The sequence below is a fragment of the Mesorhizobium delmotii genome (assembly GCF_900149755.1).
Taxonomy (GTDB): Bacteria; Pseudomonadota; Alphaproteobacteria; order Rhizobiales; family Rhizobiaceae; genus Mesorhizobium; species Mesorhizobium delmotii.
Window position 1 is genome coordinate 108,938 of sequence record NZ_FUIG01000029.1, and the last position, 13,866, is coordinate 122,803.

10 protein-coding genes and 1 riboswitch are annotated in these 13,866 nt (G+C 60.9%); of the genes, 2 read left to right on the top strand and 8 right to left on the bottom strand.

Annotated features, from left to right (window positions below; translation table 11 throughout):
• Both thiC and BQ8482_RS19310 read right to left on the bottom strand, forming a co-directional pair.
• On the bottom strand, positions 1-1,417 hold a 1,417-nt coding region (thiC, locus tag BQ8482_RS19305), incomplete at its 3' end, for a phosphomethylpyrimidine synthase ThiC (protein WP_123149145.1).
• A gap of 103 nt (positions 1,418-1,520) precedes the next feature.
• Positions 1,521-1,637: riboswitch (TPP riboswitch) on the bottom strand.
• 1,036 nt (positions 1,638-2,673) lie between these two features.
• Positions 2,674-3,834 carry a porin gene (locus tag BQ8482_RS19310; protein ID WP_123149088.1) on the bottom strand — a complete coding sequence of 387 codons (1,161 nt, stop codon included), beginning with the start codon at positions 3,832-3,834 and terminating at the stop codon, positions 2,674-2,676.
• Between the two features lie 913 nt (positions 3,835-4,747).
• Between BQ8482_RS19310 and BQ8482_RS19315 the strand changes: the two genes are divergently transcribed.
• Both BQ8482_RS19315 and BQ8482_RS19320 read left to right on the top strand, forming a co-directional pair.
• The gene (locus tag BQ8482_RS19315; RefSeq protein WP_123149089.1) at positions 4,748-5,080 is read left to right on the top strand and encodes a helix-turn-helix domain-containing protein; all 333 of its coding nucleotides are present in this window, start codon (positions 4,748-4,750) and stop codon (positions 5,078-5,080) included.
• A complete protein-coding gene (locus BQ8482_RS19320) occupies positions 5,077-6,363 on the top strand; it encodes a type II toxin-antitoxin system HipA family toxin (protein ID WP_123149090.1) in 1,287 nt (428 codons plus the stop codon). The genes BQ8482_RS19315 and BQ8482_RS19320 overlap by 4 nt, the downstream gene beginning before the upstream one ends.
• A gap of 478 nt (positions 6,364-6,841) precedes the next feature.
• On the opposite strand, the gene BQ8482_RS19325 is transcribed toward BQ8482_RS19320, so the two are convergent.
• From BQ8482_RS19325 to bioB, 6 genes are all read right to left on the bottom strand, one after another.
• Positions 6,842-8,488 carry an MFS transporter gene (locus tag BQ8482_RS19325; RefSeq protein WP_077376298.1) on the bottom strand — a complete coding sequence of 549 codons (1,647 nt, stop codon included), beginning with the start codon at positions 8,486-8,488 and terminating at the stop codon, positions 6,842-6,844.
• Between the two features lie 325 nt (positions 8,489-8,813).
• Positions 8,814-9,797, bottom strand: a complete 984-nt coding sequence (locus tag BQ8482_RS19330) for a beta-ketoacyl-ACP synthase III (protein ID WP_123149091.1) — start codon at positions 9,795-9,797, stop codon at positions 8,814-8,816.
• Positions 9,794-11,059, bottom strand: coding sequence for an adenosylmethionine--8-amino-7-oxononanoate transaminase (locus tag BQ8482_RS19335; RefSeq protein ID WP_123149147.1), 1,266 nt, complete (start codon positions 11,057-11,059; stop codon positions 9,794-9,796). The genes BQ8482_RS19330 and BQ8482_RS19335 overlap by 4 nt, the downstream gene beginning before the upstream one ends.
• Positions 11,059-11,694 (bottom strand): dethiobiotin synthase, encoded by a 636-nt coding sequence (bioD, locus tag BQ8482_RS19340; protein WP_123149092.1) that lies wholly within the window; start codon positions 11,692-11,694, stop codon positions 11,059-11,061. The genes BQ8482_RS19335 and bioD overlap by 1 nt, the downstream gene beginning before the upstream one ends.
• Positions 11,691-12,830 (bottom strand): 8-amino-7-oxononanoate synthase, encoded by a 1,140-nt coding sequence (locus tag BQ8482_RS19345; RefSeq protein WP_123149093.1) that lies wholly within the window; start codon positions 12,828-12,830, stop codon positions 11,691-11,693. The genes bioD and BQ8482_RS19345 overlap by 4 nt, the downstream gene beginning before the upstream one ends.
• Positions 12,827-13,795 (bottom strand): biotin synthase BioB, encoded by a 969-nt coding sequence (gene bioB / locus BQ8482_RS19350; protein ID WP_208867775.1) that lies wholly within the window; start codon positions 13,793-13,795, stop codon positions 12,827-12,829. The genes BQ8482_RS19345 and bioB overlap by 4 nt, the downstream gene beginning before the upstream one ends.
• Between the last annotated feature and the right edge of the window lie 71 nt (positions 13,796-13,866).

Here is a 13,866-nt window from a genome sequence, read left to right on the forward strand (position 1 = left end):
CCTTGGGCGTGAAATAGCAGAGCATCGCCGTGCCGTACCAGCCGATCATCGCTGCGCCGATGCCTGAGGTGATGTGGTCGTAGCCGGGTGCGATGTCGGTGGTCAGCGGGCCAAGCGTGTAGAAGGGCGCCTCGCCGCAGACTTCGAGCTGCCTATCCATGTTCTCCTTGATCTTGTGCATGGGAACATGGCCCGGCCCCTCGATCATGACCTGGCAATCCTTGGCCCAGGCGATCTTTGTCAACTCGCCGAGTGTTTCCAGTTCGGCGAACTGCGCTGCGTCGTTGGCGTCGGCGATCGAGCCGGGACGAAGGCCGTCGCCGAGCGAGAAGGACACATCGTAAGCGCGGCAGATGTCGCAGATTTCCTCAAAATGCTCGTAGAGGAAGCTTTCGTGGTGATGATGCAGGCACCACTTGGCCATGATGGAACCGCCGCGCGACACGATGCCGGTGACCCGGTCGACCGTCAGCGGGATGTAGTGCAGCCGCACACCGGCATGGATGGTGAAATAGTCGACGCCCTGTTCGGCCTGTTCGATCAGCGTATCGCGGTAGATTTCCCAGGTCAGGTCCTCGGCGATCCCTCCGACCTTCTCAAGCGCCTGGTAGAGCGGCACGGTTCCGATCGGCACCGGCGAATTGCGGACGATCCATTCGCGGATGTTGTGGATGTTGCGACCGGTCGACAGGTCCATGACGGTGTCGGCCCCCCAGCGGATCGCCCAGACCATTTTTTCGACCTCTTCGGCCATCGACGAGGTGACGGCTGAATTGCCGATATTGGCATTGATCTTGACCAGGAAATTGCGGCCGATGATCATCGGCTCGCTCTCCGGATGGTTGATGTTGGCTGGAATGATAGCCCGCCCGCGCGCCACCTCGTCGCGCACGAATTCCGGCGTGACGAAGTCCGGGATCGCCGCGCCGAAAGACTCGCCGTCGCGCTGTATCCCGCCGCGTAAGCTCTCGCGGCCGAGATTCTCGCGAATGGCGACGAACTCCATTTCGGGGGTGATGATCCCGGCGCGCGCATAGGCAAGCTGCGTCACCGCTTTGCCCGTTTTTGCCTTTAGCGGCCGGTGGCGCACGGGAAACTCCGGCGTCAGGCGCTCACCTGACGCGAAGCCGTTGTCCTCCGGCCTGACACTGCGGCCATCGTGAAATTCGACGTCGCCGCGTGCCGTAACCCATTCATGGCGAAACCTGGCGAGGCCTTTTTCGATGCTGGTTTCGACAGTCGGGTCCGTATAGGGGCCGGACGGATCGTAAACGGTGACAGGCGGTTCGCCGGCAGTCGGATGGACGGAGATTTCGCGCATCGGCACCCTGATTTGCGGGTGGAGGACGCCGGGGTTGTGGATTTTCCGCGAGGCGGGCAGTGGTCCCGTCGAGACCGCCGGGGTGAGGGCATTCATCTTGAGGCTCCTTTGCTCATGCATTGGAGACCCAGTTCTGTGCCGGAAGGATGAAAAGACGCTTCTGTTGACCTGCCGAAACAGGACCTCGGGCGTAAACTCCCGCAAAGCGCTTGCACCGTCCCTACGCCAGTATGAACTGGATCAGGTTCAACGGGTCACTGCGCCGCGAAAGCCAGCAGTATCTCAGCCCCTTGCCGGGACTCCCCTGGTGAATGCCTCAGGTTGAACGGGCCGGCTCCGTTTTGTCAAGCGCATTCGGGTCCGGCCGAAAGCAGCAATCGCCTAGTTGGCAGCATCCGTTTGTGGATGCCATACCAAATGGCTTACACCGGGGGTCGTGGATGATTACCGACGACTTGCACCCACACGTCATTGCGATTGACGTGATGCTTTCTGGACTTGGGATGAGTTCTGCCAAGCCTCGCACGCCGCGTTGATGATGGGCTCGTAGGTTCGAAGGCCAGTTTGAGAGCAAGTTGGAGCGCAGGTATTTGCCCGAGGTTTTTCACCGGTTTTAGTTCGGGGGCATCGCGACGGCAGGAAACGGCATGGGTTCTCCGGCACGTCGCGATTTGCCCTTGTGTGCCATCCAGCGAGATCCATGAACAGCACTGCATGCGCGGTTGGCGACATGGCGGCTAGTGTCGGCAACTATCAACAACGGCCTGATGCTATAGCTGAACGAGCTGACAAAGCTCGCTAGTGGCGCCACCCATAGTTCGACGAACAGGATTCTTCCGCACATTGGTGCAGGTTCCGGTATTCACTGTTGGTGCGAATACGTTCCAAGAGTCGGAATCGCGGTCGACGCCGTGATTTGCCTGTGCTCCATGCCTTCCGCCCGCTGATTTCACCCGAGCCTTCGATTGTCCAACTTCTCCCGCAGGCCGACAGTGGCTGTGGCCGGGCCGAAGGCGATGGACTCGTGCTGTCCGAGTTGCGGCCGCCGGCCCGCCGCTTCCCACAGTCACTAATGCGCCAGTTGACCGATCTGCCGTCGCAGGGGCGCGGGTTGTCGAAATCCGGCTCCACGCAGGCGGTTTCGATGCGCGAATTCATAAGGCCAGCGCCGGATCTTCACCGAGAGGCTCCTGAGGCGGTTCGACCGAAAGCCGGCGCACGGTTCGGCTCGGCGAAAAACATCGTCCGCCTGAGGGCGAGGTTTCAGCCTGGCACGCTTGCTTGCAATGTCCTCAAGCGTTTGCGGGATTGGGTCCGCTTTACAGCCCACCCGAGATGCAGCTTCGATTCCGCTAAAATGAGCTTTGGAATCGGAGTATGCCGCCGAGGCTGTTCTTTTTGCCGAGGTGAGTCCAGTTCACGCCGGAACGGTCGAGCGTGCCGACGCCGAAGTTGCCGTAGTGGGCATAGTCGACTTCGGCTGTGACTGTGAAACCTGGAACGACCATATAGGCGACGTTTGCAGCCAGACCAGAGTTCCTGAGCTGATCACCCGAGACCTGAAGGTTGAACGAAGTTTTCTCGTCGAACGTGTAAGTGGCGCCGGCCCACAAAGCCCAATTGCCGCTCCAAATTTTGTAGAAGCCGCGACCGTGAGCGGCGACTGCGTTAGTTGGGTCATCGCTGAGATTGCCAATGGAGCCGTAGCCAAACATTCCAAATAGCGACAGGTCATCTGTGACATTGACATCGACTCGGACCTTGCCGGCCAAAGCTTCGTAGTCGCTGTCACGAGCGATTACGCCAGTGATCGCGCCCCAGCCCTGCGTCTGTTTCACGCCGAAGACGACGTGCGGAACATGACTGTCGATAGTACCGACTACACCCGACCCTTGTTCAAGTGAAACCAGAGCCGAAAAGCCATTATCGGCATCGAAGTAATACTGAGCCACGTTGGTATCGAAGTCGCTGTACGGAACGAGTATGTTATTGAGGACGTTCCCGGCGTAGCCTGTAAACGTGTCGAAGGCCGACTCGTCCTTACCAACTCGGAGGCCACCAAGCTGGATCCAGGCGGAAGTCAGCTTGACGCCGCTGTTGAAGCTATAGTTGTGAGGACTGTCCGGACCCGGATGAGCGTTGCGGTTGCCGAAGTTCACGCGGGTTTCAGTATAGGTCTTCAGTGCGCCGAGTTCGGTCTCTTGGCGCGTCCAAGTTTTGAACGTGAAACGCGTGTTGTTTCGCCAGGTGCCCTGAGCCTCGCCAGTTCTCACATCGGAGGTTCTTGTCCCGTCATACGATCGGACATCCCCGAGGCCGACGTCGTAACGGATGTAGCCGCCGATGCGCACGCAGGTCTCCGTGTCGGGGATATGGAAGTAGCCCGAACCGTAGACGTCGCAGACCTTGACGTATTCGGTCGGGCCCGGCGCGGAGACTTCGTCCGCCGCGCGAGCGACGGAAACGGAGATCAGGGCCGCAACTGAGCCGAGAAGAAGGCTGCTTACGTTCATTCTGGATCTCGATTCAAAGGTTAAAGTCGGAAGCGTCAAAGAGCGAACCCGTGGCCTATCCGAGGAGAAAAAACATGTGCATCGCGCTCCTCCTTCGTGCCTAAGGAATGCGCGATACTTAGTTGACTAGAGGAGTTCCGGTGTACTTTAAGAGTAAGCCGAGTGATACTTGTAATTTTGCTTAATCTCACTTCTTCAACTGCATGACTTATTGAAAAACAACTGTGGTTGGTCATCAACTGTCCGAAGGAGGTGAGATTCGACCAGCGTCAGGCTTAAAGAAAAGGCAAAACGCCTATTGCCTTGCTGCGCTTCCACACAACTGTCAGTCAAACTCTTTCAGTTACATCAGGGATTCAGCACTTCTGAACCAATATCCATCTCCGTTGTGTGGGTTGGCCGTCGGCGTTCGATGCGGAGCAGCAAGCGACGTGCCATCCTGAAGAGGTAGCTCCGCGCTGACACTTAAATTGGCCGGCGCAACTTCGTCGCGCTCCCCTTCTTTTTTGCTTTTTGGGGGTCAGGCTGAGCACTAAGCAGAGGTTTGGGACACGGTTCGTATGTCCGATATCTGACACTTTCGTTCGATACCGACAGCATCTGTTTGCTGTGAAGCTCGGGTCGAGACAGCATGCGGCGCCGCCGCTCGGACGCCAGGCGGGAGCGCCGCCATCTGGATCGTGCCAAGCATGGCCCGTTCCGTTTTGCAGCGGCGCAATCGTTCACATCCCTGTGCGACTCACCTGGCGCCCTTTGCGGATCGCATGGATGCATGCTCACGAGATTGGCGTGGTTGGGTTTCAGCGCCACCGCCTTGTTCGATTCGGTCAAACAGGCCAACTCTCGACAGATCACGGTTTATGGCTTATATAAACGCCCTAAAATCAGTTAAGGTCGTTTTTATGAGACAAAAATGCGCTCAACAGTGACAGATGCATTGCCTCCCAGAGTCAAGAGGGCGCTTGGCAAGCTCGGCGCCGACATTGCGCTCGCCCGTAAGAAGCGCAGCCTGACGATCATGATGATGGCGGAACGATTGGGTGTCGCAAAGAGCACCTATCTGAAGATCGAAAAAGGAGACCCGACCGTCGCTATGGGGGCCTACGCCATGACCTTTTTTGTTCTGGGCTTTGATGAGGCTTTGACGCAGATCGTCGACGCGCATCGCGATGAGCAAGGCCTGCTCCTCGACGCCGAACGTTTGCCCAAAAGGGTAAGGGTCAGGAAGCCACCGGGTGCAATATGAGACGTTCTATTGCTGTTCACATTGGCGAGGAAGCGACGCCACTGGGCACGTTGCGCTATGATCAGCAGGGTGCGCGCGAGAGCGCTGCCTTTGAATATCATGCAGGTTGGCTGAGAGCAGCGGAAGGCTTCTCGATCGAACCCGGTCTGCCACTCGTCTCAGGCCCCCAATTCCATCGAAAGACCGGCGACGGGTCCGTGTTCCACAACGCGATCGCCGACACGGAGCCGGACGGATGGGGCCGGCGTGTCATCCAGCGCGACCACGCCAAGCGTCGCCAAGAGGCGCGCCGGGCGGGAAATGTCGCCGAAACGCGGCCTCTGAACGCGATGGATTACCTCTTGGCAGTGGACGACATGAGCCGCGTTGGTGCGCTCCGGTTGCAGGACGAAGAAGGGCGTTACAAAAGAACGACCGAGGAGGGTCGACGCACCACGCCGCCGCTCATTGAAATCGGTCAACTCCTCGCAGCGACGCAGGCGGTCGAGACGAACACCGAGACGGCAACGGACCTCGCCTATTTGCGTGGACGTGGCACGTCCCTTGGGGGCCTTCGTCCGAAGTGTTCTGTCGTCGACGACGACGGACGCCTCGCTATCGGTAAGTTTCCGAGCGTTGCCGATGATCGGGCTGTCACAAAAGGCGAAGTGCTCGCCATGAATTTGGCCAGAAAAGCCGGCGTAGATGCTGCTGAGACACGTCTGCTCGACAGCGACGGCGCTCCTGTCGCGCTCATCCGTCGCTTCGATAGAACCCCGAATGGCAATCGACTCATGTATATCTCGGCCGCCACGATGATCGGCGCAGAGGCAGCGGATGCTGGCGAGCATAGCTATACTGAACTCGTGGATGTGCTTCGCCAGCACGGCAGCCAGCCAGCGGCCAACATCGAAGAGCTTTGGCGGCGCATCGCGTTCTCGATCCTTATCACCAATGTCGATGACCACCTCCACAATCACGGCTTTCTCCATGTGCATCGCGGGCAATGGCGCCTGGCGCCTGCATTCGACATCAACCCATTCCCTGAGCGTGTGCGAGAGTTGAAAACCTGGATATCCGAGGAAACTGGGCCCGAAGCGACTGTGGACGCACTGATGTCAGTAATCGCTTATTTCCGGATCAGGAGCGATCGAGCGAAGACGATACTCGCAGACGTCGAAAAGGCGGTTGCCTCATGGCGTGAGGAGGGGCGGGCGCTTGGGATGACCCCCCAAGAACTCGATAGCTTCACCGACGCGTTCGAACATCGGGAACGGCAAGCCGCCCAAAGGGCGCAGCAATGATCCCTGAAAGCTTGTCGTTCGCGGTTGAGATGGCGTCCTGCAAGGGCGTCAAGGCGGCTTCCCCCCGCCCTGATTCCATGTTCGGCGCCGAAAGGTCGAGCGCCACCGCCGTCCTCGAACAGGCCTGGTTCTGGCTGGCCCAGCGCCAGCCGGTAGCGCGTCAAATCCGGCTCTGCCAGTCTCTGAGCCGCACAGCGCTGCTGAAGCGCACGTCGAACGTGCTGCTGATCGGCTTGTGCGCAGGCGCGACCACCAGCGCTCGAAACCCATGCCCTCCGTCTTGCCGTCGCGCGCCGCATCGAAGATGGCCCGGAACGGACCGTTCCTGCCCCCGGCCTCGAGCCCCGCGGCGGCATAGGTATTCGCGAGAGAGCGCCGGACGCATAGGCTCCGCGTACTGGCGATGCGGCCTTCGCGCTGCTTCAGTCGACCGGCGCGGCAGATCCCAATGCGCGATGCGATCGCTTTCGTGATCACGTCACCTCGGAGGACGAGAAAAGATTGTCGAGGCACGGGTACGAGCTGCCTCAGTCGTTCGTTCGATCGAAAGCACTGTGTGCGGAGGACGCTCTCCATCATGCAGTGCCAGGAGACGCTGGCCGACGTCCTTGTCCGCTGCCGTGAGCCGATGATTCAGGCGAAGAAAGTCCATCCAGGTTGGCGTGCGGAATGTCTCTGTCCAAATCGAAGGCGTTTGAAGATTTCGCTGGAGTGTCCAGTTTCGCGCACCGGCACGGCTCTGAACATGGCGCCTTGCGCGCATGTAGCCCAGAAAGGTCTCGATATTCTCTTCGGCTATAAGATACTCGACCTTCACGACTATGGGGCCACTCCTGGGCTTCAACTCGAGTGCCAGCTCCGGGGGGTGAAAATCCGAACTTTCCTGATCCGTTTCTTCCCATGGACGGACCGGCAACAGTATCCCCGCAGCTGCAACCAGCAACAGAGCGCCTGCGGCGCCCTCAAGAGCCCAGGCTAAGGAGTAGTCCTGTGCGACAGTACCCCAGATCCAGCTGCCGGCCGCCATACCCCCTGCGCTCAGGGCGTAGTATATCGACAGTGTGCGGCCGACGACCCACCTTGGGCTTGCCAGCTGCACCGACACGTCGATGCCCGTCCAGGTGATAAGCCAGCCCGCGCCTCCAACTGCCAGCGAAATGGCCGCCACGGCGACCGATGATGTGAGTGCAAGGGAAAGGCAACATGCTGCACAAGCAACAGAGGCGAACGATACCAGCCTGTTTTGAGACGTGATCCGCCTTAGAAAGCTATTGCTCATGCCCGCGACGAAAGCACCCATGCCGAAGCCGGCCAGCAAGATGCCGTAGACGATTGGGCCGCTTTTCAGCTGATCCCGGACGACTAGTGGGAGTAGCGCAAGGATGGAGATGCTTGCCAGCCCGAAAAAGGTTGCACGGGCAATCGCTGCCCTGATCTCCAAGGACAATACCGTGAAGCGCACTCCGTCATGAATTGCCATCGTCATTCGCTCACGAGGGAGAGGTGAAGTGCGAACATTCCATCTAGTGCGCCATATTGCGCTTAGAGGCGCCAGATCACTCAGAGCTGCCAAGGCGAAAGCGGCCAGCGGTCCAAAGAATGCCAAGATTACGCCACCCAAAGCCGGACCAACGCTGCGCACAATGTTGTATCCGACGGACATAAGCGTCACCGCAGCCGGGATGTCGCGCTTGTGAAGGATATCACCAACAGAAGCGTGCCAGGCCGGATCATTCAAGGCAAAGCCGCAGCCGGCCAGGAAACCTAGTCCGAGAATTAGCCAGGGACCGGCAAATCCCAGACCGACAGAAATCATCAGCGTCGTTGATGCCAATGCTATCAGGCAGTGCCCCGCAAACATCACCCATCGGCGGCTGAAGTTGTCGGCGATGGCTCCGGCAAGAATTGAGAGGAAGAATACCGGCAACGTGGATGCGGCCTGCACGAGTGCAACCATCAGATCCGAAGCGGAAATCGTGGCCATCAGCCAACTGATGGCGACCGTTTGCACGAGCCACCCGAGGCTGGATATTTGTGTGGCCGTCCAGATCGAGCGAAACACCGGGTTCCGAAATGGAGCCAGCGTTGTTGAGACAGGCAGATGAGCGTTTTTTTCGGACTGCATGACGGTTGATGCCTTCGAGGGGCCGGTTATTCAATTCACGGCTGCCACTACTGCCGTTACGATGTTGACCAATAAGGGCCGACATATCGAGGATGACTTCATCGCAATGAGGAGTTGGATACCTCCGCTCTCTAGACTGGCGCCAACCACTCCTCGCCGGCAAAGTAGCCTTGCCGATCGTCCTGCTCGAGAAAATCGTCTGCAGGGTTTTCGCTCTCGCGTCACCGAACCAGCACCCATGCAGCTTGCCGGCGATCATTTTTTCGCATTGGGCCCGTTTTGCTAGTGTCATTCGAGACAAATCCTGTGCATGGCCGTCGTACCGCTAAATTCCGATGATGAGGGCGCCTCCGGTGAGACCGGCACCCGCCGCCGCAAGGAGAATCTTTTCGCCCTGCCGAAACGGCTGCGCCCGATGCGAAAGCGAGAGCGAGAGCGGGATGGTCGCGGCGGAAGAGTTGCCGTACTCGGCGATCGTCTTGACGATTGCTTGATCCGCTATTCCGAGGTTCCTCCCGACCACATCGAAAATGCGGACATTGGCCTGGTGTGGCACGAACCGATCGATGTCTTGCGACCGCATTCGGGCAGCAGAGAGCGCGTCCTGCGAGCAGCGAGACATCATCTCCACGGCCTTGGCGAACACTTCGCGGCCGTTGGCGATCGTCATGCGGGTCTGCCCGAGGTCCATGCCGCCGTGGAACGGTGTGTTGCTTCCTCCGGCGGGAATCTGGATCAGTCCGTAGCGCGAGCCGTCCGACGCCAGCGCGGCGCCGAGGATGCCTCGATCCGGCTCTTCGCACGGACCAACCACCACGGCGCCGGCGGCATCGGCAAACAGCACAGCGCTAGCGCGCTCGGCCGGATTGATGCGGCGGCTGAGGATGTTGGCGGCAATGACCAGGCTCGCTTTGCCATGGAGGCGGGTGAATCCGTCCGCAAACATCAGGGCATAGATGAAGCCGGCGCAGGCGCCTGTGAGGTCAACCGCACCGGCGCGGCCTAAGCCCAGGCGATGTGCTACCAGCGGCGCGCTGGGCGGCAGAAGGTGATCGGGCGTCGAGGTGGCGAGTAACAGCAGGCCGATGTCGCCACGGTCGAGGCCGGAATTCGCCAGTGCCATGTCGCCCGCGTGCGCGGCAAGGCCCGACAGCGTGTCTTCGCCCGTTGCCCAGAAGCGCGAACGGATTCCCGTGCGTCGCTCGATCCAGCCGGGTTCGAGCCCGAGGCGGCTTTCGATCTCCGGGTTCTCAACCTTGCGCGCCGGCGCATGATGACCGAAGCCGAGTATGCGCGACGACCGGTTCATGACCGCGAACCGAAGCGTTCGCCGGCCTCCTCGATGGCGTCATAGAGCCGGTCGAGGTCCTCGCCGGTGATGCAATAGGGCGGAAGGAGATAGAGCACATTGCCGAGCGGGCGCACCAGCAGGCCGCGCTCGAGGAAGAAAGCGCGCAGCTTTGGTCCGATCTCGGCCAGATAGCCGGCCGAGCCGGCGCGCAGATCGAGAGCTGCGATCGTGCCGGTCGCCCGGCAATCTGTGAAGTTGGCATTGTTGCGAAAGCGTCGAAGCCCGACGGCCTGCCCGGCGCTCAAGGCCGCAATCCGCTCGGCGACAGGCTCGTTCCGCCAGACCTCGACATTGGCAAATGCGGCCGCGCAGGCGATCGGATTGGCGGTGTAGGAGCTCGAGTGGAAAAACGTCTTCTTCCGGTCCTCGGAATAGTGGGCCTGGAAGACGGCATCGGTGGCAAGCGTGGCGGCCAGCGGAATGGCGCCGCCGGTCAGGCCCTTCGAGGTGCACAAGATGTCCGGAGAGATGGACGCCTGCTCGCAGGCGAACATGGTTCCGGTGCGTCCCCAACCGGTCATCACTTCGTCGGCGATCAGGAGCGTGCCGGAGGCCTCAGTGATCTTCTTCAATTCGGTCAGAACCCAGGCCGGATACATCAACATGCCGCCGGCGCCGAGCACCAGCGGCTCGACGATCAGCGCGGCGGCGCGGCGGTCGCGAGAGAAAGCCTCGAATCTATCCAGCGTTTCCTGCTCGCGCCCTGCGGCCGGAAACGGAATGGTATCGACCTCGAACAGCAGGGGTTCGTAGGCGGCGTTGAACACGCCGCGGGCTCCGACGCTCATCGTGCCGATCGTGTCGCCATGATAGCTGTGTTCCATGACGACGATGCGCGAACGCGGCGCGCCGATGTTGCGGTAATAGCCGAGCGCCATCTTCAGCGCGACTTCGACCGACGTGGATCCACTGTCGGAATAGAAGACCCAGTCGAGGCCTGCCGGCACTATTTCGATCAGCGCCGAGGCCAATTGCTCTGCCGGCTGATGGGTGAGACCGGCGAAGATCACCTGGTCAAGCATCTCAGTCGCATTTCGGATTGCTTCCATGATCCGTGGATGGCGGTGCCCGTGGGTGACCACCCACCAGGAGGAGATTGCATCGAGGATATGCCTTCCGTCATTCGTCTTTAGCCAAGCCCCTTCCGTGCGGACAACGGACGGTATACCCGGCTCGATCGCGTGCTGGGTGAATGGATGCCAGACCGGCGACCGCGACATCATTCGCCTCCTGCAATCTTGGCGAGGTCGAAGCCGGCAAACATCGCCTTCCGCAGAGTTTCGCGCGTCAACGGAACGAGGTGTGGCAGCCTGCCGAGCTGATGCACCGCGCCGAATTCGGTGATTGTCCTTTGCGTATCGGCTACCTCTTCGCCGATGAAGGCGATGCCGATCAGCGGGATGGAGCGAGCCCGCAGGGCTTCGATCGACAGCAGAGTGTGGTTGATCGTGCCGAGCTCGGTGCGGGCGCACAGAATGACCGGCAGCCGCCATTCAGCGAAGATGTCAATAAATCTTGTCTGTCGGTTGATCGGCACCATCAGTCCGCCAGCGCCTTCGATGACGAGCGGTGTCGGCAGGACCGGATATGCAAGATCGGCAGCCTCAATCGAGACGCCGTCAATTTCGGCTGAACGATGCGGCGACAGCGGGCTCTTCAAGCGGTGAGCTTCCGGCAGCACGCGCCCTGACGGCAGGCCGGCGAGCCGTTCAACCGCCTCACTGTCGGTCTCCTCATCGAGACCCGATTGCACCGGCTTCCAGTAAAAGCCGTCGAGCAGCCCGGCCAGCCCAGCCGAAAACACGGTCTTCCCTATTCCGGTGTCTGTTCCGGTGACGACGATACGCGTGGTCATGCCGTGCCCAACACCTCGACGAGCGTCTCGACCATGGCCGAAATGTCAGCCTTGCCGACATTCAGCGTCAGCGAAATGCGCAGCCGCGACGTGCCCTCCGGCACGGTCGGCGGGCGAATGCCGCGTATGTCGAAGCCGCGGGCCTGCAGTGCCGCCGCCATCACCATGGTGCGGCTGACGTCGCCAATGACAAGTGGCTGGATCTGCGAGCCGCTGCGCGCCACGCCACAGCGCTCGGCCAGTTGGCGGCCCGCGAAGGCAACGTACTCATGCAGCTGAACGCGGCGCATCGGCTCGTCGACCACGATTGCGAGCGCTTCGCGCGCCGCCACTGCCATTAGCGGCGATGGCGCGGTGGCGTAGATAAAGGGCCGGCAGCGGTTGACAATATAGTCGCACAGCACTCCCGGCCCAGTGACGAGCGCGCCGGATGCGCCGAGCGCCTTGCCGCATGTGTGGAGCGCGACAATGTTGTCGCGGCCCTCGAAAGCGGCGGCCAGCCCCCGGCCGTCCGGTCCCCAGACGCCGGTGGCATGCGCCTCGTCGACCACTATGAACGCCTCGTACCGATCGGCAAGCGCGACCAGGCTCTCCATCGGCGCGCAGTCGCCATCCATGCTGTACAGGCCTTCGACTGCGATCCAGATATGCCCCATGCCACCTTCGGCGCGCCAGCGCCTGATCGCGTCCTCAAAAGCATCTATGTCGTTGTGCGTGGCCGGCCTGAACTCGGCGCGTCCAGCCCGCGCCCCTTCATGCATGCTGGCATGCGCGAGTTCGTCGAGGATCAGCAGGTCGCCCTTCTGCGGCAGGGCGCTCAGCAGGGCGAAGTTGGCGATGTAGCCGCTGCCGAAGAACAGCGCCCGTTCGGCCCCGAAGAACGCCGCCGCATCTGCCTCCAATGCCTCATGCTCCGGCGCGTTGCCGCGCAGGAGCCGCGATCCGGTAGCGCCGACCGGGGTGCCCCCCTCGATCGCCGCCGCGACTGCATCGCCAAGTCTCTTCGACGCAGCAAGCCCGAGATAATCGTTGGACGAGAAGTCGAGCCCGGCGCGCGGCGCCAGTGTCCGCAGCCGGCCCTTGCGTGCCAGACCCTGCAGGGTTGCTTCATAGCGGGCAAGCGGCGGCTCGTTCATCTTGCCTCGCGTGGCATCGGCTCAATGCCGAGACGTCTAAATAGACGATTATCCTTGTCCTCGCCGGGATTGTCCGCCGTCAGCAGCATGTCGCCGACAAAGATCGAATTGGCGCCGGCAAAGAAGCACAGCGCCTGCGTTTCGTCGCTCATCGCCGTCCTGCCGGCGGAGAGCCTTACATAGGACTTCGGCAACATGATGCGGGCGAGCGCAATGGTGCGGACGAAATCGATCGGATCGATGGGCTCGGCCTCGGCAAGCGGCGTGCCTTCGATGGGGATGAGCATGTTGATCGGCACGCTGTCCGGCGGTTCGGGCAGGTTCGCGAGTGTGACCAGCATGTCGATGCGATCGGCCTTTTCCTCTCCCATCCCGACAATGCCGCCGCAGCAGACCTTCATGCCGACCTCGCGCACGTGCCCAAGTGTTTCCAGCCGGTCGGCAAAGGTCCTGGTTGAAACAACCTCGCCGTAATAGCGCTCGGACGTGTCGATGTTGTGGTTGTAGTAGTCGAGACCGGCCGCCTTCAGGCGCTGCGCCTGACTGAGGTCCAGCATTCCGAGCGTCATGCAGGTCTCCATGCCGAGCGCCTTCACGCCCTCGATCATGGCGACCACGGAGCCCATGTCGCGTTCCTTCGGACTGCGCCATGCGGCGCCCATGCAATAGCGGGTGGCGCCGGCGTCCCGCGCCTTGATCGCTTCGGCAATGACACGCTCCACCTCCATCAGCTTGGACGCCTTCAGGCCGGTTTCGTAATGTGTAGACTGGCTGCAATAGCCGCAATCCTCCGGGCATCCGCCGGTCTTGATGCTGAGCAGCCGCGACAGCTGCACCCGGTTGCGATCGAAGTTCTGGCGGTGGATTGTCTGCGCCAGGAAGAGCAGGTCATTGAACGGCATCCCGTGGATAGCCTCGGCCTCTTTGCGGTTCCATCGGGATAGTGCCCCCTCGATCGATTGCATGGCTTGCTTCACGTCGCACTCCGAGTCCGTTCCAATCGTCATCATCAAAAGCTTTGTTGCTGGTTCCGACA

What these genes read in the sequence shown, in the direction of transcription:
- BQ8482_RS19315 (WP_123149089.1), top strand. Translation starts at nt 4,748, where the DNA reads ATGCGCTCAACAGTGACAGATGCATTGCCTCCCAGAGTCAAGAGGGCG.
- BQ8482_RS19330 (WP_123149091.1), bottom strand. Translation starts at nt 9,797, where the DNA reads ATGAACCGGTCGTCGCGCATACTCGGCTTCGGTCATCATGCGCCGGCG.
- BQ8482_RS19345 (WP_123149093.1), bottom strand. Translation starts at nt 12,830, where the DNA reads ATGAACGAGCCGCCGCTTGCCCGCTATGAAGCAACCCTGCAGGGTCTG.
- BQ8482_RS19320 (WP_123149090.1), top strand. Translation starts at nt 5,077, where the DNA reads ATGAGACGTTCTATTGCTGTTCACATTGGCGAGGAAGCGACGCCACTG.
- bioB (WP_208867775.1), bottom strand. Translation starts at nt 13,795, where the DNA reads ATGCAATCGATCGAGGGGGCACTATCCCGATGGAACCGCAAAGAGGCC.
- bioD (WP_123149092.1), bottom strand. Translation starts at nt 11,694, where the DNA reads ATGACCACGCGTATCGTCGTCACCGGAACAGACACCGGAATAGGGAAG.
- BQ8482_RS19310 (WP_123149088.1), bottom strand. Translation starts at nt 3,834, where the DNA reads ATGAACGTAAGCAGCCTTCTTCTCGGCTCAGTTGCGGCCCTGATCTCC.
- BQ8482_RS19335 (WP_123149147.1), bottom strand. Translation starts at nt 11,059, where the DNA reads ATGTCGCGGTCGCCGGTCTGGCATCCATTCACCCAGCACGCGATCGAG.
- BQ8482_RS19325 (WP_077376298.1), bottom strand. Translation starts at nt 8,488, where the DNA reads ATGCAGTCCGAAAAAAACGCTCATCTGCCTGTCTCAACAACGCTGGCT.